Genomic DNA, 23,704 nt, shown 5'->3' on the forward strand with positions numbered 1-23,704 from the left:
CGGACCGAAAAGGTTGAATCGTGGAGTCTCCAAGTGTGGGGGTACGACACGGGGAATTTCATGCCGGAATGTAACTACTGCGACGCGTCGTTCGAGCAAGAGGGGGCGTATCTCGAACACCTGCACACCGAACACGACGAATCGGAGCTGAGCCGGATCGACCGTCGTCGGGTGGCTAACCACGTCGGCGACGACGAGGAGGGGGAGTTCCCGACGGGACCGGCCATCATCGGCGGCGTCCTCCTGTTGACGGTGGGCGTCCTCGTCTACGTCGTGTTCTTCCTGAACATCGGCGGCGGGAGCGGGCCCGCGGCCGCCAGCGGGAGCGTCGACGAGGTCGAACAGACGCCGTACGGGCTCCAGACCGTCCACCAGCACGGGACCATCGACGTGACCATCGGCGGGAACACGCTCGACTTCAGTCAGCAGCAGTACCAGCTCCAGGCCGACGCGTTCCACTTCGAGAGCGGCAACGGTCAGCGCTGGCACAAACACGCGCAGGGCGTGACCCTGGAGTACGCCATGTCGACGCTGGGCATCGGCGTCACCGACTCGTCGGTCACCTTCCGGGGGACGACCTACGACGAGAGCGACGGGAACGTCACGGTCGCCGTCAACGGCAACGACGTCGACCCGTCGTCGTACGTCCTCCAGGACGGCGATCACATTCGGATCGTCGCCAACGGTTCCTAGGACAGCGGCTCCGGCCCCGGCGGCATCCGTCGCTTGTGCGCGCTCCGCTCGTACAGCCCGCGAACCCGGTCGATGACCGACGGGTCGACCCCGATCTCGCGGGCGGTCGCGGACTTCGACAGCGGGCCGTCGACGTGCAGCGCGAGCACGGAGTCGAGCGTCTCGTAAGTCAGCCCGAGTTCCTGTTCGTCGGTCTGGCCCGACCACATCTCGGCGCTGGCGGTCTTCTCCGCGAGATCGTCGTCGACGCCGAGGTGTTTGGCCAGCTGGCGCACCTGTCCCTTGTAGAGGTTGGCGATGGGGTGACAGTCGACCGCGCCGTCGCCGTACTTGGTGTAGTAGCCGACGAGTGCTTCACTGCGGTTGCCCGTCCCCAGCACGAGCGCGTCCTCCCGGTTCGCGTAGAAGTAGTTCAGGACCGCACGCGCCCGGACCCGGAGGTTCCCGACGGCCGTCCGGACGGGGTCGGTCTCCACGTCGGTTTCGGGGTCGATCCCCGGCACCACGTCCAGAATCGTGTCGACGATGGGTTCGACCGGCACCACGTCGTACTCGATCCCGAGCGTCTCCGCGACGCGTTCGGCGTCGCTCATGTTCCGTTCGCGGTTGACCTCGCTGGGCATCACCAGCCCGTGAACGCTGTCGGTCCCCAGCGCCTCGACGGCCAGGTACGCGGTCAGCGTGCTGTCGATCCCACCCGAGAGCGCGACGATGGCGTCCTCGACCCCCGCCGCGTCCAGCTGGTCGCTGATGAACGACGTGATGTGATCCCGACGGGCGTCCAGTTCCGCCGTCGACAGGGAGAGATCGAGCGGCTGATCGGCACGTGCGATGGCGTCCGTTTCTGCCATGCCTGCCCGTTCGACCCCGATGGACTAATACGTCCCGACGCATCCCGATTTCCGGACGCGCGTCCGGTTCGAGCCGGCAGAAAAGAACGCGTCGGAGGGGCACGCAGGTGGTCGGCCGAGCCGCCTGTTCACTCCTCGGCGTCGTCCGCCCCGGTCGTCGTCTCCGCGATGGTTTCGACGGCGATCTCGGGCGTCTCGCCGGTCTCGTTCTCGACGGTCGGTGCCGTGAGCTGGTCGGTCTCGAACACCACGTCGAACGGTTCGTCACCGGCCGCCGCCTCGGGGTCGAGGTAGCCCGTGGCGAAGGCGCTGTACGCGGTTCCGTTGTCGAGCGTGACGTTCACCGTCGCGACCGGATCGGCGTCCTCGTCGTCGGCGGGCCGCACTTCGAGGGTGTAGTCGCCGGGCGGTACGCTCTGGTACTCCGAACTGTTGGCGAAGCTCACGTTCTCGAACGGCGTCTCGTCGGTCTCGGCGACGGTCACGTCCACGGCGGGCGCGTCGGGTGCGAGGTGAGCGAGCCGGACCAGCGACTCGTTCTCGTCGGGTTCGGTGCCTTCGTCGAGGAGGATGACGGGCGTGAACGGTTCGGCGGCGTCGTCACCGACCTCACCCGCCGCGGCGACGGTGTAGGTACCGGGCTGGATCGGCAGCGTCTCGTCGTAGTAGACCGCATCGGAGTCGTTCGCGGCCGTGACGGTCACCCGTCGGTCGCCAGCGTCGACCGACAGGTAGTCGCTGACGTTTCCGAACGTGACGTTTTCGAGGACGGTTTCGTCGTCGATCTGTACGTCGACGGCCGGCGCGTTCGGGACCGCGTGGACGATCCGGACCTGTGCCGTCCCGTCGTCGGTCTCGTTCGCCGGTGTCTCGTCCTGTGCGACGCCCGCTGTCGCCCCGGCGACCAGGACGGTCCCGAGGAGTACGGCCACCAGAACGACACCGGCGGCGCGGCGTGGATTGTTGGCTAGCATGCACCGATGCCAGGGACGACGACGGCTTGGTTATTCACGGGATAGCAACGGGCTGCAACTGTTGTGCGCCGGTCGGTCTGGTGGTGGGCGGATTTGGCTCGGCTTAGAGCGCGTGCAACAGTGTCCGGTGCCGGTCGGGCGAAGCGCTACGTTCAAGTGCCGGGACGCGGTACGCTGGGATGTGAGCGCCGGTGTCCTGCGGAGCGAAGCGACGCAGGGCTCGGGGCGCGAATGAAATGAGCGCGCCGGTGTGCCATCGAGCGAAGCGAGATGGTGCTCGGCGTGAGTGAGCGAAGCGAACGAGCGCCGGTGGTCTAGTGGTAGGACATGAGCTTCCCAAGCTCATAGCCCGGGTTCAATTCCCGGCCGGCGCAGTGAGCGAGCCTGCGAGCGAACGAGCAGGCCAGGAATTGAACGAGAAAAGACGCAGCGCGGCCGAAGGGAGCGACCGTCTTCGCGTAGTTCAATTGCCGACCGACGATGTCGGTCGGCGTTCACCTCGCGGTACTCGGTGAACTCCCGGCCGGCGCATCCTGCGACGAACAATTCGCCAGCCCTGGCTCACTGCTCCCGGCCGAACCGGGAGAACAGGCCGACGCCGATGGCGATGCCCGCGGCGATGCCGGCACCGGCGACGGGACCGGTCGCGGACGGAATCGCCATGCCGGCGTTCGCGTCGACGGGTTCGGTCGCGCCGGGATCGTCGGCGGCCGGGGCCGGCGTGGCGGGTGCCGGCGTCGTCGCGTTGTCGGCGGCGGCCACGCCGGAGACGGCCAGTCCGAGAACGGCGAGCGCGAGCGCCAGTCGCGCCGCTCGGTCGATCACACTGTACACGGTTCCGTCGTCGCGTGTCTGTTCCATCCGTTGACCCCCCGGAAGCGGTCACCGCGTTGTCGTCCCCACGACACCCACTCGATGCTTCCGTTGCTACCACCAACGTCAGCATCTAAGTAAAAGGTTCGTCCTCACATCCGAGGGAGCGGGTGCCCGTCCGACTCGCGTCTGCCACTCCGATACACATAAGGCGGCGAGTCGGACAGGGAAAACCAGGGGACATGGACTGGGCCGACGTCGACGAGTGGGTCATCGACACGTTCTTCGAGTGGATCGTTCCCGTCGTGAGTCTCGTCTTGCTCGTGTTGTTCGTCGGGCTGGTCCGGATGCGCGTGGACGAGCCGTTCTTTCGGGCGCTCGATCTCGTGCTGCCGGCGCTGTTCGTGACGCTGATCGTCTGGCAGGGGCTGAAGCTCCACGAGCAGAACCTGACGACGGAGGGCCGGCGAACGGTCGCGGTCTGGTACGCGCTGGGGATCTACACGATGGTCGGGCTGGCCGGGTGGTCGGTTCTGCTGGGACTGCTGGGTCAGGACGTGCCGATGAGCGTCGCGTCGATGACGGAGATCGTCGCCGGCGGGTTCTTCGGACTGCTGGTGGGGATCGCACAGGTCAGGGCCAAACAGAACGCGGAGGCGGCGACCCAGGCCAAACTGGAACAGGAGTTCGTCGAGCGCCAGCAGGAGACCAACGAGGTGCTGAACCGCATCCTGCGACACCACCTGCTGAACGGGCTGACGGTCATCCGGGGGCAGGCACAGTTGCTGGAAGCGCGCGTCGACGACGACGGGGCCGACCACGCCGAGACGGTGATCGACCGCGCCGACGAGATGACGGCGACCATCGAGGAGATCAGGGACATCACGCGGACGCTCACCGAGGAGCCGAACCTGTTGCCGGTTGACCTCGGGGCCGTCCTGACCGAGGAACTGTCGGCGGCCCGGGAGACGTTTCCCGAGGGTACCTTCGAGGTGGTCGGCTCGGTTCCGGACGACTGCACCGTCCAGGCCAACGACCTGCTCGGACGGGCCATCGCGAACGTCCTGGCCAACGCCGTCGAACACAACGACAGCGAGGACCCGCGGGTAGAGGTGTCGGTCACGAAACGGGAGGACGTGGTCGTCCTCTCGGTGGCCGACAACGGCCCCGGCATTCCCGACGAGGTACAGACGGACGTGTTCGAGCCCAGCGAGCGGGGACTCGACAGCGACGGCGAGGGCCTCGGGCTCTTCCTGACGGCGTCGGTCCTCGAACAGTACGGTGGGCGCGCCTGGATCGGCGACAGGGGGGACGGAGCCGTCGTGAACCTCGAACTGCCCCGCTAGCTACTCCAGGAAGTCGGGGAACTCGGTCTGTTCGGGGTCCCGATCCGGTTGCTCGGTCATCTCGGGTGGGTCGGAGACGGCGGAGGGGAGGTCGGTGGCCCGACTGGTCGTGTCGTCGTCATCGGCGGGGTCGACGTCGTCCAGTTCCGCGCTGATGACGGCCTCCCAGATGTCCTCGACGTCGGTCGCGTTGTCGACGGCCCGTTTCCGTTTGGTGCCTTTCTGTTTGCCCTCCTTGTAGGCGAGTTCGACGATGCTGGCGTCGTAGTTGGTCCCCATCGCCTGGTGGATGTCCTCGTACTCGTCCTGGTTGCGCTGGCCCAGCGAGGCGGCGACGCCGAGCGCGAAGGCACGCTCCATGGCCTCGTCGCGGTCGAGGTGGTCCCAGTCGGTGTCGAAGCGGTCCTCGTAGAGGGTCATCGCTGTACTTTCTCGTTGGGATGGACTCGCAACCCTTTGTCCGAGAAGCTGATCTTGTGGATGTCACAGTCGATGGCCGTCCCGCGCATCTTGATCGTCTGGACGCCGCGTGTCATCCCGCCGGCCTCCATGTAGTTGTGGAAGAAGATCACCCCGTGGGCGAGGTAGTGCTCGTCGGAGTAGGAGGTGGGGTCGGTCATCTCCGAGATGAGCAGGATGGTGGTGTCGGTCTGTTTCAGCGAGGAGAGAAAGCCCGTGATCTCCTCGGACATGTCCGCGAAGAAGTGCTGGAGGAGCATCGTCGAGTCGATGACCGCGCGGTCGATGTCGTTGGACTCGATGAAGGCCTTCAGCCGGTTGGTCAGACCGCCGTCGGTGCCGAACTGGGTGATGGTCCGCTTGCCGGCCTCGGTCACGAGGTTGAGAAACTGCACTCGATCCGAGCGCATCACCTTCTCGAAGCCGAAATCGAAGTTCGACATGTCGTTGATGAGTTCGTCTTTCGACTCGTGCATCGTGACGTACAGACAGTTCTCGCCGTTGCGGGCCCCCTCCGTGATGAACTGTGAGGAAAACGTCGTCTTGCCGCTCCCCGGCGGGCCACTGACCACGTACAGCCGGTTCGCCGGGAGGCCGCCCTCGACGATCTCGTCGAAACCCGGGACGCCGCTCGAAACGCGCATACCCGGAACAGATCCATCTCGGAATATAGGTGTTCCTGCTGTGTTCTCACGATTGAGAACGGTAGGGGGTCACGGGCGGGGTCGTCGGCGGTCTCACCGGCCCGACAATCGGGCGGCGTCGGCGGGATCGAGGGCCAGGAGCCGGCCGGTCGCGTCGGGCTCGAACCGGAGCGGGCGACGCCACCACGGGCCCTTCCCGGAGTCGGCCGAGAGGGCGGTCACGACGGCGTTGGCCTCGCTCCCGGCAGACGGATCACTCAGCGGGACGGCGGTATCATACAGCCCCGACGCGTCGGGCGCACCCTGGACCAGCACGCGCGCGTCGAACGGGTCGCGTTTGACGTGGGCGTTGTTGGCGAAGGCGGCTCGGGCCTCGGCATCGGCGGGCAAATCGTGGTACGCGTCGCCCGTCAGGGGGTCCCGGGCCAGCCGGAACTGGCCGATCAGGAACGCGCCCCACTCGGGCGGGGCCCAGTCGGGCCGGTCCCCGTCGGTGGCGAGTGTGGCGTAGAACAGCAGGTAGTCGCCGGCCGACAGGTCGAGGATGGGGCCGGCTTTCACGCCGTTGGGGTCGCCGTAGGTGTAGCGTTCACAGCCGGGGTACTCGGCGAACTCCGGGTCGAGGTGGACCGGGTGAGACCGGTAGTCCTCGGGCACGTCGGTGGTCAGATCGAGGTCGGCGTAGGTGGGGACGGTCGCGTCGGCGCGAGTGGGTTCTGCCTCGGGGATGGGGACGTACTCGAAACTGCCGTCGGAAAAGAGCGGGCCGCGGACGCCGGGCTCGTTGGTGTTGGCGGCGACGTTGATCGCGACGCTTCGCATACCTGCCTGTCGGCGCAGTGGGGCAAAACCTCGTCGCTACCGGAGCGGCGAGACGCAGTGTTTGCAGTACCGATACGTCGCTTCGTGTTCGTTGAACGTGCCGCAGTGTTGGCACACCGTGCCATCGTCGTCACGGGTCCGGCGACTCGTCTGGTCTCGCTCCAGTCCGTCGGTCGCGGCCGAGTACTGCTCGCCCGAGCCCGTCGAGGCTCCCTCGACCGACGGGTCGCTGTCCCGGAAATACCGGTACACCAGCAACTGGAGCAGACTGAACCCGACGATGTACGCCACGATCCAGGTCCAGACCTCCATGCCATGTGATAGGGTGTCACGGTACTTGGCTTTTCCGTCGGTTGCAAGGGCCGAGGGGTAGCCGGTCGGCCCATTCGACTCGTCGGTCCGGACACGGACAGGTATTAGCGGCCCCGGGGTGTCGGATCGAACAGAGTGGCCATGCGATTCGAGCCGACGACACGCCGAAGGGCGCTCGAGATCGGTGGGTCGGGTCTCGCGGGGGTCGCGGCGGGCTGTCTCCAGTCACCCGAGGAGACGGACGATTCAGCGGAGACACCGGCCTACACTGCGGCACGGGAGGGGAGCGTCTATCTCGGACCGGACATCACCGAGGAAGTCCCGGCGTTCGTCACCGTCGTCGAGGACGCGCGGGCGGCGGACGTCGCTCTCGTCGCCGCCGACACGACGGTCCCTGGCGCGACGGTGGTCCAGTGGTTGCGAGAGGGGGTTCCGTCGGGGGTCTACGGTGAACCGGCAGTGACGACGCTGCTGGAGAGACTTCGGGCCGGGGACGCCGGCGACCACTTCGAGGGGGAGTTCCTGTCGAGTGGCCGTGGGCATCACGACATCGCCGTCTTCTACCCGGACGGCGAGGAGTTGCACTCGTATACGGGACGGATCGACGGCCGGGACCCCTCACTGGTCGAAGTTCTCGACCGCGTCCTCGATTACGTCTTCGAGCAATCGGAGAGAGAACGGGACCGCCGGCGAGTCGACAGGACCGTCTGAGTCGGGGCCGACTAGCGACCGTCTCCGGAGGCCGTCTCAGGCGTCGGGCGGCGAGAGGTCCCGCTGGAACTCGTCGAACACCTCCACGTCGGGCACGTCGTACTCGACGACGCGCTCGTCGCTACGGTCGACGTTGGCGTCCTCGACGGGGTCGGCGACGGACTCCCACCCCTCCTTGATCGCGATGGATTTGGCCGGCTGGCCGGCGGCGATGTGGTGAGCCGGCACGTCCTTGCCGGCGATGGATTTCGCCGCGAGAATGGAGTTCTCGCCCATCCGGACGCCCGCCCGCACCATCGAGTCGTAGGTGACGCGCACGTCGTCCTCGATGATCGTGTGGTAGTTGGTGACTTCGGTCTGGTCGACCACGTCGTGGTCGTGGGTGTAGACGTGGGCGTTGTCGGAGATCGACACCCGGTCGCCGATAGTGAGTTTCCCGCGGTCATCCAGATGCACGTCGTCGTGGACGACCACGTTGTCGCCCAACTCGATGTTGTGGCCGAAGGTGAACGTGATCCCCTTGAACAGCCGGAGGTTCTCGCCTGCGTCGGCGAACAGGTGGTCGGCGAGCATCTGCCGGAAGCGCAGGGCGAACGCGATGTTGTCGGCCATCGGCGTCGCGTCGAACTGCCGCCAGAGCCACTGGAGGTACTTCGAGCGCTCGTACTCGCCCTCGTCCATCGCCGCGACCTCGGCGTAGTACTCGCTCTCCAGGGTCGCGTTACAGGGGTCGTACCCCTGCAGGCGGACGCGTTCGGCCGGCGACACCGACTCGCCGGACTGCCAGCGGTCGTAGGCCTGGCGGTCGCCGTGGAGGTCCACCAGCACGTCTTCGACCACGTCGCATGTGTTCTCGTCACTGCTCAGGCGCTCGTCGACCTCGTCGATGAACGCCCGGAGCCCCTGTTCGGCCAGGGGCGGCAACGAGACGTGACGCTTCGTCATACCCCTCTCATTGGAACCCGCGTTCATAGGGGTTTTCGTTACTCTCCGGACCGTTACCGGAAGGTAACCGCCGCACACGTTCGGCTCGTTCCGACGCGAGCGCGACCCTCACGTTCATCCCCTCGGCGGCCGACACACCGGCCATGGCCGACGAGCGCGTGTCCGACGAGGGGGCGCCGGACCCGGACGACGCGACGCCGAGCGAGGACGAACGCGCCGGGACGGAATCTGGCTCGGGCGAACCGACGACGCAGGGAGCCGACGGACGCGGCGTCGTCGGCCACGTCGTGAGCGTCTTCTGGAACCGCCGGGAGCGCCGCCTCCGGCTCCCCTGGCGGTTCGCCGTCGGTGCCGGCCTGCTCGTGTTCACCAACCTCCTCCTCGGCTCGGTCCTGATCGCGACGCTGGGCGGCATCGGTGGCGTCGTCGGGCAGAGCCTGTTTTTCGTGACGGTCGTGATTTCGCTGCCCACGGCGAGTTACCTCGTCGGACGGCGGCCGATCCGGGAACTCGGGCTGGACGTGGACCGCCAGTGGCTCCGCGACGCCGGCTTCGGGCTGGCGCTGGGCGCTGTCCTCCCGACCCTGCTGGTCGGCGTCACCTTCCTCGCCGGCTGGCTGCGCGTCACGGGAACGTTCGTTCAGGACGCCGACGCCGGCATCGCCTTCGGCTCCCTCTCGACGCCGGCGAGTCTGCTCGCGGTCGCGGTCTTCTTCCTCGGCGTCGCGGTCTCGGAAGAACTGCTCGTGCGGGGCTACCTCCTGACGAACCTCGCGGAGGCGCTGGGCGGGTTCGAGCGGATCGGCCGTCGCTGGGCCATCCTGATCGCGACACTCGCGACGGCCGCCCTGTTCGGCCTGCTCCACGCGACGAACCCGAACGCGAGCGTCCTCTCGATCACGAACATCACGCTCTTCGGCATCCTGCTCGGGCTGGCGTACGTCTGGACCGACCGCCTTGGAATCGCCATCGGCCTCCATCTCGCCTGGAACGCCGTCGTCGGCGCGGTGTACGGCCTCCCCGTCAGCGGGATCACCGTCGGCGTGGCGGTGCTGGCGACGGAGACGACCGGCCCCGCGCTCCTCACCGGCGGTGCGTTCGGCCCGGAGGGCGGCCTGTTCGTCCTGCTCGCGCTCGTCGTCGGCACCGGCCTGACCGCGTGGTGGGTCCGCCGGGCGTACGGCGATCTTGCGCTCCGGGAGTCCGTGGCGGTGCCGACCCTGCGGGAGTAGCGATCAGCGAGCGAGCAGGCTACCCCGCCGTCGCCACGCGAGGGCCGTCCAGGTACTCAGCGAGAAGCAGAGCGCCACGAACGCGACGATCACTACGTCGCTCCCCCATGCGAGGTACGCGATTCCGAGCAGTGCGCCGAGCGTCCCCGCGAGCATGGCGACCACGAGCGTGAGCCGTCGGTGGAGGGCGTCGTCCATACCGCACCCATGGTGTCACCGAAACGTAACTTTTGGCAATCACACCCGCCAAGTATGAGGGGGAGGGGGATCGACCGGTCGTTATTTTTGTGCCTGCTGTGATTGTTCGGTTGACATGTCGTATGTACGTATCGCGTTTCTCGCGGTCGCCGCGCTCCTCATTCTGTACTGGGTGTGGTGGTTCGGGAAGCGTGCGGCACACGATCTGCGCCTCGGATTCGGGATCCTTCGGATCCCACTGACGGGAATTTCGGCGGCCACCGAACCGACGGCCAGAGTCGAGGGAGAGATCGTGCGATCGACCGGACCCGTACAGGCTCCGATCAGCGGTCGAGAGTGTCTGGCATACGAGTACGAACTCGCCGGCGTCGACGTACTACGGAAACACCAGAACCACTCGAAACGGCTCCTCCGAGACGGCTCGCCGACCGAGTTCGTCCTCGGAGATGGAACCGGACGGATCACGGTCCGGTGTACGGCCGACACGGAACTATCCGTGTCCCGGGCGAACCGCACGAAAACCCGGGCCGGTCGGCGAGCATCGGTCCCCCAGCTGCTCGTGGACAGACTGGAACGGGGCGACCTCGGCTGGGCGGTCGAACGGTCGTCTCGCGGTTCATCGGTCGACGAGGAGACCGTCGAGTGGGTCGCACAGTACGACGAGCGGCTCGGGGAACTCGGCGCAACCGACGACACCACCGGTCCCGAAGAGCGCGATCCCGGTCGCCGCGTCGGCGAGCGCGTCCTCGAGTCGATCGACGACTACACGAGTGGCTTCCGATCGCTGACCCGCTGGCTCACCTGCGTCGAGCGGCGACTCACGACCGACGACACCATCAGACTCTACGGGCCCGCCAGACGTGCGCCAGACGGGACCGACACGGAGATGATTACGGGCTCGGATGGCCCCGTCCTCCTCTCCGACAGACCGTGGCAGTCACTCACCGTCCGGTACACGGCCAGAGGACTGCGGTATTCGCTCACCGCGATCGCACTGGTCGGTATCTACGTCGGCGGTGTGTATCTCATCTATACGACCTAAGCGACGCGGCTGGACCTGCACCGCCTGGCCGTGAGGTCAGGTGGCTGGTCAGGTCAAGGGTCGGGATCGGGGTTTCGCGCCCACGCAGCCCCGTTCCAGGCGTCGACGCTCGATCGGGTGCCCGATGGGCCGTCGAATCGTACGCGCTAAGTGGGCCGCGTGCCAACGAGGGGGCATGAACCAGCGCGAACTCGGAAACTCGGGCGTCGAGGTCAGCGAAGTCGGCTTCGGGGCCTGGGTCGTCGGCACCGACTGGTGGGGCGACCGCTCCCGCGAGCAGGCCGTCGACATGGTCCAGCACGCCCTCGACCGGGGGATCACCTTCTTCGACACCGGCGACGTGTACGGTCACGGCGACTCCGAAGAACTCGTCGGCGAGGCCCTGAGCGAACACCGCGAGGAGGTCACCGTCTCCACGAAGGTCGGCTACGACTTCTACAACAACCCGCAGGCCGGCCACGGCGAACTCCCCAAGCGCGTCGACCCCGAGTGGATCAGGACGGCGCTGGACCGCTCGCTCGACCGGTTGGACATGGACTACGTCGACGTGTTGATGCTGCACAACGCCAACGTCGACGAGGTCACGCCGGACGTGCTGGAGACGCTGGACGAACTCCGCGAGGAGGGGAAGGTCGAGGCCATCGGCTGGGCGCTCGGGCCCTCCATCGGCTGGCTCGCCGAGGCGACGGAGGCCGTCGAACAGGAGTTCGACGCCCTCCAGCTCGTGTTCAATATGTTCGAGCAGACGCCCGGCCGCCACGCCATCGAGGAGGTCCGCCGGCTCGACGCCGACACCTCCATCCTCCCGCGGGTCCCCCACTCCTCGGGCCTCCTGAACGAGCAGGTCACGCCCGACACGGAACTCGGCGAGGGTGACCACCGCGCCCACCGGCCCCAGGAGTGGTACGAGACGGGCTGGGAGAAAGTCGACAACCTGCGCTTCCTCGAACGCGACGGCGAGCGCACGATGGGGCAGGCCTCGATCCAGTGGCTGCTTGCCTTCGACGAAGTGGCCAGTGTGACACCGACTTTCCGGACCACCGACGACATCGACGAGTGGGCCGGTGCGGCCGACACGCCCGCTCTCTCCGAGGAGGAGTTCCAGCGCGTCGAGGACCTCCGGGAGGAGAACTTCGGCGTCGACCGCGACGACGGGATGGACGCCCTGCGCTCCTCGGTCGGGGGCGAGGACCTCGAAGGGATCGACAAGCAAGCGGCGGGCGATTGACCCGTCAGGACGGGTCCATCGAGTAGACCTCGTCGGCGCGGATGCGGAGAATCACCCGCTCGCTCTCTATCGGTTGTGGATACTCGTCTTCGCCCATGTACCGCATCGCCAGTTCGTCGATGTGGTCACGCGCGCCCTCGGTGGTTATTTCCTCGACTTCCCCCGTAACCGAGAGGAACCGATAGGGGTTCTCGGGGTCGGTCATGCTCGCCGAGACGGTCGGGTCCCGCTCGACGTTTTTCGCCTTCCGGCGGTGGCGTTCGGTGTTGACCAGCAGTCGGTCCGCGTCGGCGTCGTAGTCGACCCAGACCGGCGTGGTGTGCGGGCGGCCGTCGGGGAGCATCGTCGTCACGTGGGCGAACGTCGCTTTCTCGAACAGGTCGTGGTACGCCTCGGGGATGTCGGGCATGGTTCGCAGGACGACTCGGCTTCAGTTATAGGCTTGGCCGGGCGTCGCGAGCGACCAAGCCACTAAGTAGACGTACGTCTATACCTAGACGTATGGGGACCAAGAGTCTCACGATTACCGAGGAGGCCTACGAGCGCCTGAAAGAGCACAAGCGAGCGGGCGAGAGCTTCACGGACACGATACTGCGGTTGAGCGGCGAGGATCGGGATCCGCTGAAAGGGTTCGGTGCGATGTCGGACGTGGACGGGTTCCGCGAGGCGGCCGAAGGGGCACGCGAGGAACTGGACGATGACCTGCGGACGCGGGCGGAACGATGATCGCCTTCGATGCCAGTTTCCTGATCGACTACTTGGACGGCGTCGAGGCGACCCGTGAGGTCATCGAATCGTACGACGGGAAACCCTTCTTCGCGCCGTCGCTCGCGCTATTCGAGACGTATCGTGGTGCAGCACGCACCGACGGACCGGCGGGCGTCGAGCGTGTGGTGGCTGCACTCGACTGGCTCGATCCACTCCCGTTGACTGACGGTGCGGCCGAGGAGGCAGCGCTGGTGGAGGCGGAACTCCTGAACGACGGCGAACCGATCAATCTCGGTGACGTTCTCGTCGCCGGTATCTGCCGGCACCACGGCGCGACCCTCGTCACGCGCGACGCCCACTTCGAGTCCGTAGACGGGATCGAAGTGCGGTCGTATTGACTACAGAAAGTCCCGCACGTCGCTGTACCACATGTCGTGGTGGTCCACCTCGTCGATGGCCTCGGCGACCCGAACGGCCAGGGCGTGCCAGCACAACTGGGTCGGATCGTCGGTATCGAGGTTGTACTCGGAGTCGGCGCAGTTGCAGTCCCCGGCCTCGACGATGTACTCGTCCTCGTAGCCGACGACGACGGTGAAGTCGCGGTACTCCTTGACCCGGTGTTCGCCGACGGCCTCGATGGCGCGCTGGCCGCGCTCGCCGTGGAGCGAGACGATACGGTCGACGCTCTCCGGAGTGAGTTCGCCGGCGGCGGCCAGATCGGCCACCCAGTCGTCGACCGCTGTCACGGACTCGAAATAGTCCCGGACTGCCAAAACAGGTTCGATGCCCCTAGCGGGTCCGCTCCTGGGCCGTCGACAGCCAGTCCGGCGGCGAGACGGTCGTCCCGCCGAGGTCGGCGACGACGACGCGGAGCGTCACTTCCCGCGGCCCGACCGAGAGCCGCCCGCCGAACGTGACTCGCAGTTCCCGGATCAGACCGTCCCGGTCGACCGACAACCGCGCCGACGACAGCGTGAGGTTCTCGAACTCGTCGGCACCGAACCGGGAAGCGTTGGCGAACGACGAGGCGGTGTACTGTCGGACCGCGACACCGCGAACGGTCCCCGTCCCGGCGGGTTCCCAGTCCGGTGCGGCGATTAGCCCGGTCGTGTCGGCCATCGACGACCAGTTCGTGGGCCGGACCGGCCTAACGTCGGCGGTGTACGTAGCGTCGGCACCCGTACCCGACCGCCGGTAGGTCTCCGACCCCGCGGTGTAGGTCACACGTCGAGTCGGATCGTCGAGGATTCGCTCCTCGGTGATCTCGATGGCTTGCTCACCGCCACGGTCGAACCGCACGACGCTATCGGCCTCGATGGCGCGCTCGCCGGCCCTCACAGTCGTGTTCCGGACGATAGTCCCCGAGTCGGCGGCCCCGAACCGCGTTCGGTACGTGTCGATCAGCGCCGTGGTGTCCGGTGCGCTCGTCGGTTCCGCGATGGACGGCATCGGCGTCTCCGCTGTCTCCGTCTCGGTCGGCGTTGGCCCGCCGGACAGGCCGGCACACCCCACCAGCGCGAGCGCGGCCAGCACCGCGAGTAGGTACCGAGGCATGGCAATCCCTATACAGGTGAACGAACTAACAGTTGTGGTCCGGGTCGGAACGCATCCCTTTTCGCCCCCGCGTCCGGATCGGAGGTATGCGAATCGAGGAGGGCAGTGTCGAGGTCGAGGTCCCCGGAGAGGCCACCGACGGGAAGGAAGGCGAGGTGTTCTACAATCCGGAGATGGAACTCAACCGTGACCTGACGGTGGCGACGCTGCGGGCCTACCGGGAGCGCGAGGGGGACGAGGGCCGAGAGCCGACCACCTATCTCGATGCGACGGCGGCCAGCGGAATCCGGGGCGTCCGGGCCGCGGCCGACGGCTGGACGGCGACGACCTGCGACGTGGACCCCGAGGCCGTCGACCTGGCCGCCGCGAACTTCGAGCGCAACGGGGTAGAGGGAGAGACCGTCCACGGCGACGCGAACGTTCTCATGCACCAGGAGCGGTTCGACGTGGTGGACGTGGACCCGTTCGGGACGCCGATCCCCTTCGCAGACGCCGCGGCCCGGAGCGCGCAGGGCCTCCTCGCCGTCACCGCGACCGACACCGCGCCGCTGTGTGGCGCACACTTCGAGAGCGGCGTCCGCAAGTACGGCGCGGTCCCGCGCAACACCGAGTACCACGCGGAGATGGGGCTCCGAGTCCTGCTCTCGGCGCTGGTCCGCACCGCCGCGAAGTTCGACGTGGCGGCCCGACCCGTGTTCAGCCACGTCACCGACCACTACGCCCGGACCTACCTCGACGTCGAACAGGGGGCCCGCGCCGCGAACGGCCTGCTGGACGAACTCGGCCACGTCGACCACTGCCAGCACTGTCTCTACCGCGACCACGAACGCGGCCTGCTCGCGGACCCTGGCGAGGAGTGCCCCAACTGCGGCCACCACCTCCAGACCGCCGGACCGCTCTGGCTGGGCGACCCCCACGACCCCGAGTTCGTCGCCGGCGTCCGCGAACAGGTCACCGACGAGTTCGGGACCGCAGACCGGGCGCGAGACCTCCTCTCGACCGTCGAGGGGGAGCTATCCACGCCGACCCACTACGACCAGCACCGCCTCTACAAGCGCTGGAACGAATCGGCGGTGGGCATGGACGACTTCCTCGCGGCGCTTCGCGACGCGGGACACGAGGCCTCCAGAACCCACTACGGGGGCACGACGTTCAAGACGACGGCGGACGTGGCCGAGATCGAGACGGCACTGCACTAGGAGGAGCGTTCTTCCTGGATCTCGCGGCCGATCTGGACCGCGCCGGCGACGACGTAGTGGACGACCCGGTAGACGGGGCGGAGGATGAGGTTGAACACGCCCACGAGGCCGACGATACCGCCCAGCGCCTGGAGTTCGCCGGGTGAAGCTCCGATGACGAACCCGGCGACGGCGACGATGGCCGCCAGGACCGGACCGAGCCAGAGCCCGGAGAGGTAGACGCCGTACTCGTCGCTGCGCTGCCAGGCGACGTACAGCCCGGCGGCCAGGACCGCGAAGCCGACGGGCAGAATCGGTGACGCTCCGATCCCGGCGTAGCCGACCGGGATGAGGAGCGCGGCCGCGAGCAGGAACACGGCCGAGATGCGCAGGATCCCCCGTTCGTATTTCTCGTCCATACCGACTCCTGCAGGCCCGGGACTAAATGGGTTTTCGGTCCCACAGGGCCCCGACTCGAAGGGGTTCGGCTTCCGGTGCGGTATTGGACCCGGAGGTCGAAGTGGGTGTCGTGTCACGGAACGCCGACGCCGCGGGTGTCGCACGGGCGGTCGTCACCGCCGCGCGGTCCGAGCAGATCACGTTTCTGGCCGCCAGCCTCGCCTACTACACGTTCGTCTCGCTGATGCCACTCCTCTTGCTGGCGCTCGTCGTCGCCTCGGCGCTGGGCGGGGAGGCGCTGGCCGGGACCGTGGTCGCCCAGCTGGGGAGCGTTCTCTCGCCGTCGGGCGAGCAGGTCCTGCTCGAATCGCTGACCGGTGCGAGCGGTCGCGCCGGCGCGACCGTCGCCGGTGTGGCGGTCCTCGTGTGGGGCGCGTTGAAACTGTTCCGCGGCCTCAACGTGGCCTTCGGACAGGTGTACGGGACCGCCGAGTCGAGTTCGTTCGTCGACCAGGTGACCGACGCCACCGTCGCGCTGGTGGCGGTCGGGGTCGGCGTGGGCGTCGCGGCGGCCGTGAACGTCCTCGTCGGGTTCGTTCCGGGACGCTTGGCCGACGCCCTCGGGACGCCCGTGCTTGCGCTGACGCTCACCATCACGTTCCTCCCGCTGTACGTGATCCTCCCGGACGTGCCGGTCGGCGTCCGGGAGGCCCTGCCCGGGGCCGTCCTCGCGGGCGGTGGCTGGGCCCTCCTGAGTACGGTCTTCCGGCTCTATGCCGCGAGCGCGGGGAGTTTCCAGCTGTACGGCGTCATCGGCGGCGTCCTGTTGCTGGTCACCTGGTTCTACGTCGGGAGTCTCGTCTTGCTCGCGGGGGTCGTGTTGAACGCCGTGCTGGCCGGGCGGGAGGACGGCAACCGGCAACTACAACAGGAACGCCCACGAGGTGTCGGCCAACGAGGCATGTCCGAGGAACACGGGGGCGCGCCGGACGACGGCGACGACGACGCCGACGCGAGCACGACACCGGACGAGGACATCGAGGAAGAGCTGGCGGAACTCCGCTCGAAACTCGACGCGTTCGAGGCGGACATCGACGACCGGACGGTCCACCGCGAGGAGATCGAACGCGACCTGAAGCGGTACGTCCGCCGTCGCGTGGGCCGTGGCCACGCGACCGGCTGGGGCCCGTACCTGGTCTTGCTGTACGGCACCGCCATGACCATCGGCGCGTTCTACTTCCTCGGCGGCGGCTGGGCCATCCTCGCCATGCTCGTCATCTGGCTGTCGACGCTGGGGCTGTACACGCTGATGGTCCTCGTCGGCATCGGCGTCACGATGGCCGGCCTCCCCGGCCGCCTCCGCAACACCGTGGAGAGTTTCCGGAGCTGAGATGCCGCTCCGCGACGCCGGCGCCGTCGAGGCACTCGGTGCGCTACCGGATCCGCTGGTCGCCGCGTTCGCGCTGGTGACACTGCTCGGCGACGTGGCCGCCTACTTCCTCGTCTTCTCGCTGTTGTACTGGCTTGGCGACCGGACGCCCGTCCTCGGCGACCGGATCGACCGACCGCTGATCGTCCAGGTCGTCGCGCTCGGGTTCGGTGCGCTCGCCCTGGTGGCACTGCTGAAACACGTCTTCGCGTTGCCGCGACCGCCCGGAGCCGGCCAGCCCGTGACCGTCGCGGGCGTCCCGGAAGTACTCCGCTCGGTCGTGGCCGACGCGACCGTCGACGACGGCTACGGGTTCCCGAGCGGCCACGCCTTCGGTAGCACAGCCGTCTACGGCGGCCTCGGCTGGCTGACCTCGGAACAGGGCGACCGCCGACCGCTGTACCTCGGCGCGACCCTGGCGGTCCTGATCTCCCTGTCCCGGATCGTCGTCGGCGTCCACTACCTCGGGGACGTGCTCGCCGGGGTGGCGCTTGGCGTCCTCTGGCTGGCCGTCGCCGTTCGATACCTCCCGACGCCACGCCGTTCCTTCCCCGCGGCCGGGGCGCTGGCCGCGGCGGGACTGGTCGTCGCCGGGCCGACCGAGTACCTCCTGTTCGGCCTGGGCGCGTCGCTGGGCGGCTCGGTGGCCTGGTGGACGCTGGACGATTGGATTCCCGCGACCGCACAGAGCGGGCGGACGGCACTGGTGACGGCCGGACTCGGGGTTCTCGTCGTCGGCGGACTCATGGCCGTCGTCGCGGCGCTCGATCCCCCGCCGCTTCCGGGCGTTCTCGCCACGGCGGTCGTCATCGGCGCGCTCGTGGCGGTGCCGGTCGCGGGGCCGCGTCTCGACGCCCGACTCGGGTGACGGCCGCGCGAATCGATCCGGCGCGGCAGGGGCGGACAGTGGCCGGCCGGCGAGCGATACCGGGTCCTGTTGGCACTCGGACGCGGCGGATGTGGGTCGAAAAAAGACGTGTGTTGTCGGGTTAGAACTTCTCGAGGTACCGGTCGATCTCCCACTCGGAGACGTCGACGAGGTAGTCCTCGTGTTCCTGGTTTTTCGCCTCGACGAACTTCGGACCGACGTGTTCGCCGAGCGCGTTGTAGACGGTCTCGTCGGCTTCGAGGGCGTCGACGGCCTCGCCGAGGTTCTCGGGGAGGGTCTCGATGCCGTACTCCTCGCGTTTCTCCTCGTCGAACTCGTAGATGTTCTCCCGGACGGGGTCGGGGCACTCGAGGCCGCGCTCGATGCCGTCCAGACCGGCGTGGATGAGCGCCGCGAAGGCGAGATAGGGGTTACACGACGGGTCGGGGAACCGGGCCTCGATCCGGCTGGCGGCCGGGATGCGCGCGGCCGGCTTGCGGATCAGCGCCGAGCGGTTGCGGTCCGACCAGGCGACGTAGACGGGTGCCTCGTAGCCGGGCACCAGGCGCTTGTATGAGTTCACGGTCGGGTTCGTGACCGCCGCCAGCGCGGGCGCGTGTTCGAGGATGCCGGCGATGAACTGGTGGGCTTCCTCGCTGAGGTCGAACTCGTCGTCCTCGTCGTGGAAGGCGTTCTCGCCGTCCTCGAACAGCGAGATGTGGGTGTGCATCCCCGAGCCGTTGATCCGCGGGATCGGCTTGGGCATGAAGGTGGCGTGCAGATCGTGTTCGGCCGCGATGGCCCGCACGACCGTCCGGAAGGTCGCGACGTTGTCGGCCGTCGACAGGGCGTCGTCGTACTCGAAGTTGATCTCGTGTTGCCCCTGGGCGACCTCGTGGTGACTGGCTTCGATCTCGAAGCCCATGTCCTCCAGCCCGTAGATGATGTCACGGCGCACGTCGGAGGCGAGGTCCTTGGGCGCGACGTCGAAGTAGCCACCGGCGTCGCTGGTCTTGGTCGTGGCACGGCCGTCCTCGTCTTCCTCGAACAGGAAGAACTCGGGTTCGGGCGCGGCGTTGACCGTATAGCCCAGTTCCTCGGCGCGTTCGAGCGCGTTCTTCAGGACGCGGCGCGGGTCGCCCTCGAAGGGCTCGCCGGTCGAGGTGTTGATGACGTCACAGATCAGCCGCCCGCTCGCGTGTTCCTCGCTGTTTTTCCACGGGAGGATCGCGAACGTGTCCGGGTCCGGCACGAGCCGCATGTCCGACTCCTGAATCCGGACGAACCCCTCGATGGAGGAGCCGTCGAAGTAGATACCCTCGGAGAACGCCTTCTCGGCCTGCTCTGCCGGCACGGAGACGTTCTTCACGGTCCCCAGAATGTCCGTGAACTGCAGCCGGAGGAAATCGACGTTTTTCTCCTCGATCTCGTCGACCACTGCCTGTGCGTCTGCTGTCAACCCGCCGTCAGCCTTGATGTTCGGGTTTGTCATCTTTCTCGTCATCGGTAGGGAATACCCGAGATACAAAAACCCTACTGATTTGTGCAAGTCTTCCTTCGACGCGCTGAAATTGAATATTCGTAAAATTCTAAAGGGTGGGGCGTCTGTCCAGACATAATGACGTACGAAAATCTGGACCGAAAGTTGGTGAATGCCCTGCTGGGCGACGGACGAGCGAGCTTGCGAAGCCTTGCCGAGGAACTGGACGTTTCCGTCACGACCGTCTCGAATCACCTCAAAGACCTCGAAGAAGACGGGATCATCTCCGGGTATACACCAAAAGTCGACTACGACGCGCTGGGCTACGACGTGACCGCCGTCGTCCAGCTGAAAGTCGAGGGGTCGGCCCTGCCGGACGTGACCGACCGCCTGCAGGAACACAAGCAGATGATCTCGGTCTACGAGGTCACCGGCGACTACGACATCATCGCCATCGGCAAGTTCACCGACACCGACGGCATGAACGACCAGATCAAGGAACTCCTGATCGACCCCGAGATCAAGGAGTCCAACACGAGCGTCGTGCTCAACGCCGCCAGCGAACACGAGCAGTTCACGCTCGACGTAGAATAGCGCGCGATCAATCGCCGTTTCTGCGGGCCGCGAGTACTGCCAGCGCCGCGAGCGCGAGTGCCGCCCGCATAAGCCTCCTGAGTCCGCTCGACCCGAAACGGTGGGGCGTGAAACCGTGACACGGCGGGTTCCCAACCCTTTTGACTGACCAGTCAGTAAGTGCGTGTAGATGAGCGAGACTCGCGACGAGATTATGTCTGCGACCTACCGCGCGCTCTGTGCCCACGGGTACGCGGACCTGACGATGCAGGACATCGCCGACGAGACCGAGTTGAGCAAGGCGGCGCTGCACTACCACTACGACAGCAAGCAGGAACTGCTGGAGTCGTTTCTCGATTTCCTCTACGACGAGTTCACCGAGCGCGTGGGCGACCCCGAAGGCGAGACCGCGCCCGAGCGCCTTCGCGCGCTGGTCGAGAAGGTCCTCTCCCCGCCCGTCGAGGACGACGACGAGCGCGTGGCGTTCAAGACCGCGATTCTCGAGTTGAAAGCGCAGGCCCCCTACGACGAGGGGATCCGCGAGCGTCTCCAGCGGTTCGACGCGTTCCTCCACGACGAGTTCGAGACGGTCCTCGCGGACGGCATCGAGTCGGGGGCGATCCGTGACGAGATCGACCCCGACGACGCCGCGCGGTTCCTCGTGACCGCGCTCGACGGCGCGAGTACGAAGCAGGTCGCGGTCGGGCAGGACCCCGACTGCGCGCGCCGGATGCTCACCGCCTACATCGAGCGGACGCTGACGGCCGACGGCGAGGACCGCGAACCGCAGGAGGTCGGTCCCGAATGAGCCGGCTGTTCAAAGGCCAGGACGAGCTGAACCTGACCGACGGCCCCATCGCCAAGCCCCTGTTCTATCTCTCCCTGCCGATCGTCATCACCAACCTCCTGCAGGTCACCTACAACCTGGCGGACACGTTCTGGCTGGGCCAGTACAGCACCGTGGCGCTCGCGGCGATCACCTTCGGGTTTCCCCTCGTGTTCCTGCTGATCTCCCTGGGGATGGGCCTCTCCGTCGCGGGGAGCGTGCTGGTCGCCCAGTACACCGGGGCCGAGGAGACCGAGGACGCCCAGTACGCCGCCTCCCAGACCGTGACCTTCGCCCTGCTGTTCTCGGCGATGCTGGGCCTGGCCGGCTTCTTCGTCGTCGAGGATTTCCTGGCACTGATCGGGGCCTCCGGCGCAGTCTTGCCGCCCGCGACCGACTACATGGAGGTCGTCACGCTCGGCCTGCCGTTCATGTTCGGGTTCATCGTGTTCATCGCGCTGATGCGGGGCTCCGGTGACACGATCACGCCGATGCTGGTCATGCTCGGGACCGTGATCCTCAACGTCGCGCTGGACCCGTTCCTGATCTTCGGGTGGGGCCCCTTCCCCGAACTCGGCGTGCAGGGGGCGGCCATCGCGACGGTCTTCTCGCGGGGGCTGGCGATGGCCGTCGGCGTCGCGATCATGATCGGCGGGCGGCGGGGCATCCAGATCAACGTCCGGGACATGGTGCCCGACCTGGCCTACGCGCGCCGACTCCTGCGGATCGGGATTCCGGCTTCCGTCGAGGGGACCGGACGTGCGGTGTCGGTCAACCTCCTGCTGGTGATCGTCGCGACCTTCTCGGTGACCGTGGAGGCCGCGTTCGGCGTCGGAATCCGGGTGTTCTCGACGATCTTCATGCCCGCCATCGCGGTGGATCGGGGCGTCGAGACGATGACCGGCCAGAACATCGGCGCGGGCAAGCCCGACCGCGCGGCCACTGCCAACCACTTCGCCGCGAAGGCCTCGTTCGTGATCCTCGCGGCGCTGGGGGTCGTGACCTTCGTGGCCGCACCCGCGATCATGGACCTGTTCTCGGACAACCCGGCAGTGATCGCCGAGGGGGCGAACTTCCTCCGGATCGTCGCGCCAACCTTCGGGTTCATGGGCGTGACCCGCGCGTACAGCGGCGGCTTCCGCGGTGCAGGCAAGGTGTTGACCGCCGCCGGAATCACGGTCCTCATGCTGGGGCTCATCCGCCTCCCTATCGCCTGGTTCGGCGCGCAGGTCTACGGCCCGAGCGGCATCTGGGCCTCCTTCGCCATCTCGAACGTCCTGGCCGCGACCGTCGCCTACCTCTGGTTCAGGCGGGGCACCTGGCGCGAGGCCGACCTCACAGACGACGAGGGCGAAGGCGGCGAGGAGGCCGACCTCGGGAGCCCCGCGGCCGCGACCGACGACTAGAGGAACACTCCCGCTCGTAGCAGGGCGATCAGTCCGGTCAGCGTCACCAGACTCGCGAGCGTGGTGACGAGGATCGTCGTACTCACGTAGTCCGCGGCGGCGAGGCCGTCGGCAGACCCACTGCCGGTGAACTCGATGGTGAGCATCAGCGGCGTCACCGCCGCCGGCATCGCACATTCGAGGACGAACACCCGGCCGACCGTCCCCGTCAGCCCGACGGCGAGCGCGACGCCGACGGCGAGGACGGGCGCGACCAGCAGTTTGAGCGCGCTCGCCGGCGCGGTCCGGGCGACGGAACTCCCGCCGCCGGAGTCGGCGAGCTGGATGCCCAGCATGAGCAACATCACGGGAATCGCGGCGTCGCCGGTGAGTTTGATCGTCTCCATCACCGCCGAATCGGTCGGCGGCGCGAGGTCGGTCACGCGGACCACGGCCGCGGCGGCCAGCGCGTACACCAGCGGCAGGCGAAAGACACGCGTGGCCGCGCCCAGCGCCGAGCCGGCCTCTCCGCGGGCGGCGACGTAGACCCCGACGGTGTACATCAACACGGACTGGGCGACGATGTAGAGGACGGCCGTACTCCGCCCGAGTGCGCCGAAGGCGAAGGCCGACAGCGGAATCCCGTAGTTGCCCGCGTTCGAGAACGTACTCGTCAGGACGAGCGCACCGAGGACGGGTTCGTCCTCGCCCAGCGCCCGCCCGACCAGTTCCGCGAGGACGACCATCCCGACGGTGAAGGCCGCGACGCCGGCGAACAGCCGAGCCACCGTCGGTCCGGCGATGGGCGTGGTCACCAGACTGTAGAACACGAGCGCCGGCGCGAGAACGTACAGCGTGATATCCGAAAGGGGTTCGACGGCCACGTCTCTGCTCCGGCCGAGCCCGAACCCGACCGCGGCGACGGTCACGACCGGCAGGACAGCCGACCCCAGTACCGAAACCAACGACACGTTCGAGGTGAACCCCGGCCGCGAGTCAACGATTACGATCCGCGGCGGGCGAAGACAGAGGAA

At 67.5% G+C, this 23,704-nt stretch carries 29 protein-coding genes and 1 tRNA gene; 15 read left to right on the forward strand and 15 right to left on the reverse strand.

The genetic code is table 11. From position 1 onward, the window contains the following. The first annotated feature begins 60 nt into the window (after positions 1-60). Positions 61-693 (forward strand): hypothetical protein, encoded by a 633-nt coding sequence (locus ACOZ4N_RS12870; protein ID WP_424016770.1) that lies wholly within the window; start codon positions 61-63, stop codon positions 691-693. Here the strand turns inward: ACOZ4N_RS12870 and ACOZ4N_RS12875 are convergent. Next, the gene (locus ACOZ4N_RS12875; RefSeq protein ID WP_424016771.1) at positions 690-1,544 is read right to left on the reverse strand and encodes an NAD+ synthase; all 855 of its coding nucleotides are present in this window, start codon (positions 1,542-1,544) and stop codon (positions 690-692) included. The two genes, ACOZ4N_RS12870 and ACOZ4N_RS12875, sit on opposite strands and share 4 nt — an antisense overlap. 128 nt (positions 1,545-1,672) lie before the next feature. Then, the gene (locus ACOZ4N_RS12880) at positions 1,673-2,476 is read right to left on the reverse strand and encodes a DUF4397 domain-containing protein (protein ID WP_424016772.1); all 804 of its coding nucleotides are present in this window, start codon (positions 2,474-2,476) and stop codon (positions 1,673-1,675) included. A gap of 345 nt (positions 2,477-2,821) precedes the next feature. Here ACOZ4N_RS12880 and ACOZ4N_RS12885 point away from each other — a divergent pair. Continuing rightward, positions 2,822-2,892: transfer RNA gene (locus ACOZ4N_RS12885), tRNA-Gly, on the forward strand. 187 nt (positions 2,893-3,079) lie between these two features. Here the strand turns inward: ACOZ4N_RS12885 and ACOZ4N_RS12890 are convergent. Then, entirely contained in the window at positions 3,080-3,379 is a 300-nt protein-coding gene (locus ACOZ4N_RS12890; RefSeq protein ID WP_424016773.1) for a hypothetical protein, read from the reverse strand. A gap of 194 nt (positions 3,380-3,573) precedes the next feature. Here ACOZ4N_RS12890 and ACOZ4N_RS12895 point away from each other — a divergent pair, with 194 nt between their 5' ends. After that, positions 3,574-4,677: an ATP-binding protein gene (locus ACOZ4N_RS12895; RefSeq protein ID WP_424016774.1), complete on the forward strand. Its 1,104-nt coding sequence runs from the start codon at positions 3,574-3,576 to the stop codon at positions 4,675-4,677. Here the strand turns inward: ACOZ4N_RS12895 and ACOZ4N_RS12900 are convergent, their stop codons facing one another. From ACOZ4N_RS12900 to ACOZ4N_RS12915, 4 genes are all read right to left on the reverse strand, one after another. Further along, complete coding sequence (locus ACOZ4N_RS12900; RefSeq protein ID WP_424016775.1) at positions 4,678-5,097, reverse strand: hypothetical protein; 420 nt, start codon at positions 5,095-5,097, stop codon at positions 4,678-4,680. Continuing rightward, entirely contained in the window at positions 5,094-5,780 is a 687-nt protein-coding gene (locus tag ACOZ4N_RS12905) for an RAD55 family ATPase (protein ID WP_424016776.1), read from the reverse strand. The genes ACOZ4N_RS12900 and ACOZ4N_RS12905 overlap by 4 nt, the downstream gene beginning before the upstream one ends. Positions 5,781-5,873: 93 nt before the next feature. Continuing rightward, positions 5,874-6,602, reverse strand: coding sequence for a hypothetical protein (locus ACOZ4N_RS12910; protein WP_424016777.1), 729 nt, complete (start codon positions 6,600-6,602; stop codon positions 5,874-5,876). 36 nt (positions 6,603-6,638) lie between these two features. Beyond that, positions 6,639-6,914, reverse strand: coding sequence for a DUF7577 domain-containing protein (locus ACOZ4N_RS12915; protein WP_092658290.1), 276 nt, complete (start codon positions 6,912-6,914; stop codon positions 6,639-6,641). A 135-nt stretch (positions 6,915-7,049) separates the two neighbouring features. Between ACOZ4N_RS12915 and ACOZ4N_RS12920 the strand changes: the two genes are divergently transcribed. Beyond that, positions 7,050-7,625 carry a hypothetical protein gene (locus ACOZ4N_RS12920; RefSeq protein ID WP_424016778.1) on the forward strand — a complete coding sequence of 192 codons (576 nt, stop codon included), beginning with the start codon at positions 7,050-7,052 and terminating at the stop codon, positions 7,623-7,625. Between the two features lie 36 nt (positions 7,626-7,661). Here ACOZ4N_RS12920 and ACOZ4N_RS12925 read toward each other — a convergent pair whose 3' ends face one another. Continuing rightward, complete coding sequence (locus tag ACOZ4N_RS12925) at positions 7,662-8,570, reverse strand: acyltransferase (protein ID WP_424016779.1); 909 nt, start codon at positions 8,568-8,570, stop codon at positions 7,662-7,664. Between the two features lie 143 nt (positions 8,571-8,713). Between ACOZ4N_RS12925 and ACOZ4N_RS12930 the strand changes: the two genes are divergently transcribed. Continuing rightward, positions 8,714-9,802, forward strand: a complete 1,089-nt coding sequence (locus ACOZ4N_RS12930) for a lysostaphin resistance A-like protein (protein WP_424016780.1) — start codon at positions 8,714-8,716, stop codon at positions 9,800-9,802. Between the two features lie 3 nt (positions 9,803-9,805). On the opposite strand, the gene ACOZ4N_RS12935 is transcribed toward ACOZ4N_RS12930, so the two are convergent. Beyond that, positions 9,806-10,000 (reverse strand): hypothetical protein, encoded by a 195-nt coding sequence (locus ACOZ4N_RS12935; RefSeq protein WP_424016781.1) that lies wholly within the window; start codon positions 9,998-10,000, stop codon positions 9,806-9,808. 115 nt (positions 10,001-10,115) lie between these two features. Here ACOZ4N_RS12935 and ACOZ4N_RS12940 point away from each other — a divergent pair, with 115 nt between their 5' ends. Both ACOZ4N_RS12940 and ACOZ4N_RS12945 read left to right on the forward strand, forming a co-directional pair. After that, on the forward strand, positions 10,116-11,042 hold the full coding sequence (locus ACOZ4N_RS12940; protein ID WP_424016782.1) for a hypothetical protein: 927 nt from the start codon (positions 10,116-10,118) through the stop codon (positions 11,040-11,042). A gap of 175 nt (positions 11,043-11,217) precedes the next feature. Next, positions 11,218-12,270: an aldo/keto reductase gene (locus ACOZ4N_RS12945; RefSeq protein WP_424016783.1), complete on the forward strand. Its 1,053-nt coding sequence runs from the start codon at positions 11,218-11,220 to the stop codon at positions 12,268-12,270. A 4-nt stretch (positions 12,271-12,274) separates the two neighbouring features. Here ACOZ4N_RS12945 and ACOZ4N_RS12950 read toward each other — a convergent pair whose 3' ends face one another. After that, on the reverse strand, positions 12,275-12,679 hold the full coding sequence (locus ACOZ4N_RS12950; RefSeq protein WP_424016784.1) for a PPOX class F420-dependent oxidoreductase: 405 nt from the start codon (positions 12,677-12,679) through the stop codon (positions 12,275-12,277). 92 nt (positions 12,680-12,771) lie between these two features. Here ACOZ4N_RS12950 and ACOZ4N_RS12955 point away from each other — a divergent pair, with 92 nt between their 5' ends. Both ACOZ4N_RS12955 and ACOZ4N_RS12960 read left to right on the forward strand, forming a co-directional pair. Continuing rightward, complete coding sequence (locus ACOZ4N_RS12955) at positions 12,772-12,996, forward strand: antitoxin VapB family protein (RefSeq protein WP_424016785.1); 225 nt, start codon at positions 12,772-12,774, stop codon at positions 12,994-12,996. Next, positions 12,993-13,376, forward strand: a complete 384-nt coding sequence (locus ACOZ4N_RS12960; RefSeq protein WP_424016786.1) for a PIN domain-containing protein — start codon at positions 12,993-12,995, stop codon at positions 13,374-13,376. Before ACOZ4N_RS12955 ends, ACOZ4N_RS12960 begins: the two co-directional genes overlap by 4 nt. Here the strand turns inward: ACOZ4N_RS12960 and ACOZ4N_RS12965 are convergent, their stop codons facing one another. Together ACOZ4N_RS12965 and ACOZ4N_RS12970 are read right to left on the reverse strand one after the other, a co-directional pair. Beyond that, on the reverse strand, positions 13,377-13,724 hold the full coding sequence (locus ACOZ4N_RS12965; RefSeq protein ID WP_092694014.1) for a hypothetical protein: 348 nt from the start codon (positions 13,722-13,724) through the stop codon (positions 13,377-13,379). Positions 13,725-13,767: 43 nt separating this feature from the next. Then, positions 13,768-14,532 carry a DUF7537 family lipoprotein gene (locus ACOZ4N_RS12970; protein WP_424016787.1) on the reverse strand — a complete coding sequence of 255 codons (765 nt, stop codon included), beginning with the start codon at positions 14,530-14,532 and terminating at the stop codon, positions 13,768-13,770. 86 nt (positions 14,533-14,618) lie between these two features. On the opposite strand from ACOZ4N_RS12970, the gene ACOZ4N_RS12975 reads away from it, so the two are divergent. Further along, positions 14,619-15,731, forward strand: a complete 1,113-nt coding sequence (locus tag ACOZ4N_RS12975; protein ID WP_424016788.1) for a tRNA (guanine(26)-N(2))-dimethyltransferase — start codon at positions 14,619-14,621, stop codon at positions 15,729-15,731. Here ACOZ4N_RS12975 and ACOZ4N_RS12980 read toward each other — a convergent pair. Continuing rightward, a complete protein-coding gene (locus ACOZ4N_RS12980; protein WP_424016789.1) occupies positions 15,728-16,129 on the reverse strand; it encodes a hypothetical protein in 402 nt (133 codons plus the stop codon). The genes ACOZ4N_RS12975 and ACOZ4N_RS12980 overlap by 4 nt on opposite strands. Positions 16,130-16,239: 110 nt before the next feature. Here ACOZ4N_RS12980 and ACOZ4N_RS12985 point away from each other — a divergent pair, with 110 nt between their 5' ends. Both ACOZ4N_RS12985 and ACOZ4N_RS12990 read left to right on the forward strand, forming a co-directional pair. Then, positions 16,240-17,499, forward strand: a complete 1,260-nt coding sequence (locus ACOZ4N_RS12985; RefSeq protein WP_424016790.1) for a YihY/virulence factor BrkB family protein — start codon at positions 16,240-16,242, stop codon at positions 17,497-17,499. 1 nt (position 17,500) lies between these two features. Beyond that, on the forward strand, positions 17,501-18,406 hold the full coding sequence (locus ACOZ4N_RS12990) for a phosphatase PAP2 family protein (RefSeq protein WP_424016791.1): 906 nt from the start codon (positions 17,501-17,503) through the stop codon (positions 18,404-18,406). 121 nt (positions 18,407-18,527) lie between these two features. Here the strand turns inward: ACOZ4N_RS12990 and glnA are convergent, their stop codons facing one another. Next, entirely contained in the window at positions 18,528-19,898 is a 1,371-nt protein-coding gene (glnA, locus tag ACOZ4N_RS12995; RefSeq protein WP_424016792.1) for a type I glutamate--ammonia ligase, read from the reverse strand. Between the two features lie 126 nt (positions 19,899-20,024). On the opposite strand from glnA, the gene lrp reads away from it, so the two are divergent. From lrp to ACOZ4N_RS13010, 3 genes are all read left to right on the forward strand, one after another. Continuing rightward, positions 20,025-20,480 carry an HTH-type transcriptional regulator Lrp gene (gene lrp, locus ACOZ4N_RS13000; protein ID WP_424016793.1) on the forward strand — a complete coding sequence of 152 codons (456 nt, stop codon included), beginning with the start codon at positions 20,025-20,027 and terminating at the stop codon, positions 20,478-20,480. 169 nt (positions 20,481-20,649) lie between these two features. Next, a complete protein-coding gene (locus ACOZ4N_RS13005; protein WP_424016794.1) occupies positions 20,650-21,267 on the forward strand; it encodes a TetR/AcrR family transcriptional regulator in 618 nt (205 codons plus the stop codon). Continuing rightward, positions 21,264-22,691, forward strand: a complete 1,428-nt coding sequence (locus ACOZ4N_RS13010) for an MATE family efflux transporter (protein ID WP_424016795.1) — start codon at positions 21,264-21,266, stop codon at positions 22,689-22,691. Before ACOZ4N_RS13005 ends, ACOZ4N_RS13010 begins: the two co-directional genes overlap by 4 nt. Here the strand turns inward: ACOZ4N_RS13010 and ACOZ4N_RS13015 are convergent. Further along, entirely contained in the window at positions 22,688-23,641 is a 954-nt protein-coding gene (locus ACOZ4N_RS13015) for an AEC family transporter (RefSeq protein ID WP_424016796.1), read from the reverse strand. The two genes, ACOZ4N_RS13010 and ACOZ4N_RS13015, sit on opposite strands and share 4 nt — an antisense overlap. Positions 23,642-23,704: the final 63 nt, after the last annotated feature.

The organism is Halorientalis pallida (genome assembly GCF_049605515.1).
Lineage (GTDB): Archaea > Halobacteriota > Halobacteria > Halobacteriales > Haloarculaceae > Halorientalis > Halorientalis pallida_A.

Coding starts and splice junctions, on each gene's coding strand:
- ACOZ4N_RS12870 (WP_424016770.1), top strand. CDS start 61: ATGCCGGAATGTAACTACTGCGACGCGTCGTTCGAGCAAGAGGGGGCG.
- ACOZ4N_RS12875 (WP_424016771.1), bottom strand. CDS start 1,544: ATGGCAGAAACGGACGCCATCGCACGTGCCGATCAGCCGCTCGATCTC.
- ACOZ4N_RS12890 (WP_424016773.1), bottom strand. CDS start 3,379: ATGGAACAGACACGCGACGACGGAACCGTGTACAGTGTGATCGACCGA.
- ACOZ4N_RS12895 (WP_424016774.1), top strand. CDS start 3,574: ATGGACTGGGCCGACGTCGACGAGTGGGTCATCGACACGTTCTTCGAG.
- ACOZ4N_RS12900 (WP_424016775.1), bottom strand. CDS start 5,097: ATGACCCTCTACGAGGACCGCTTCGACACCGACTGGGACCACCTCGAC.
- ACOZ4N_RS12905 (WP_424016776.1), bottom strand. CDS start 5,780: ATGCGCGTTTCGAGCGGCGTCCCGGGTTTCGACGAGATCGTCGAGGGC.
- ACOZ4N_RS12910 (WP_424016777.1), bottom strand. CDS start 6,602: ATGCGAAGCGTCGCGATCAACGTCGCCGCCAACACCAACGAGCCCGGC.
- ACOZ4N_RS12915 (WP_092658290.1), bottom strand. CDS start 6,914: ATGGAGGTCTGGACCTGGATCGTGGCGTACATCGTCGGGTTCAGTCTG.
- ACOZ4N_RS12925 (WP_424016779.1), bottom strand. CDS start 8,570: ATGACGAAGCGTCACGTCTCGTTGCCGCCCCTGGCCGAACAGGGGCTC.
- ACOZ4N_RS12930 (WP_424016780.1), top strand. CDS start 8,714: ATGGCCGACGAGCGCGTGTCCGACGAGGGGGCGCCGGACCCGGACGAC.
- ACOZ4N_RS12935 (WP_424016781.1), bottom strand. CDS start 10,000: ATGGACGACGCCCTCCACCGACGGCTCACGCTCGTGGTCGCCATGCTC.
- ACOZ4N_RS12940 (WP_424016782.1), top strand. CDS start 10,116: ATGTCGTATGTACGTATCGCGTTTCTCGCGGTCGCCGCGCTCCTCATT.
- ACOZ4N_RS12945 (WP_424016783.1), top strand. CDS start 11,218: ATGAACCAGCGCGAACTCGGAAACTCGGGCGTCGAGGTCAGCGAAGTC.
- ACOZ4N_RS12950 (WP_424016784.1), bottom strand. CDS start 12,679: ATGCCCGACATCCCCGAGGCGTACCACGACCTGTTCGAGAAAGCGACG.
- ACOZ4N_RS12955 (WP_424016785.1), top strand. CDS start 12,772: ATGGGGACCAAGAGTCTCACGATTACCGAGGAGGCCTACGAGCGCCTG.
- ACOZ4N_RS12960 (WP_424016786.1), top strand. CDS start 12,993: ATGATCGCCTTCGATGCCAGTTTCCTGATCGACTACTTGGACGGCGTC.
- ACOZ4N_RS12970 (WP_424016787.1), bottom strand. CDS start 14,532: ATGCCTCGGTACCTACTCGCGGTGCTGGCCGCGCTCGCGCTGGTGGGG.
- ACOZ4N_RS12975 (WP_424016788.1), top strand. CDS start 14,619: ATGCGAATCGAGGAGGGCAGTGTCGAGGTCGAGGTCCCCGGAGAGGCC.
- ACOZ4N_RS12980 (WP_424016789.1), bottom strand. CDS start 16,129: ATGGACGAGAAATACGAACGGGGGATCCTGCGCATCTCGGCCGTGTTC.
- ACOZ4N_RS12990 (WP_424016791.1), top strand. CDS start 17,501: ATGCCGCTCCGCGACGCCGGCGCCGTCGAGGCACTCGGTGCGCTACCG.
- glnA (WP_424016792.1), bottom strand. CDS start 19,898: ATGACAAACCCGAACATCAAGGCTGACGGCGGGTTGACAGCAGACGCA.
- lrp (WP_424016793.1), top strand. CDS start 20,025: ATGACGTACGAAAATCTGGACCGAAAGTTGGTGAATGCCCTGCTGGGC.
- ACOZ4N_RS13005 (WP_424016794.1), top strand. CDS start 20,650: ATGAGCGAGACTCGCGACGAGATTATGTCTGCGACCTACCGCGCGCTC.
- ACOZ4N_RS13010 (WP_424016795.1), top strand. CDS start 21,264: ATGAGCCGGCTGTTCAAAGGCCAGGACGAGCTGAACCTGACCGACGGC.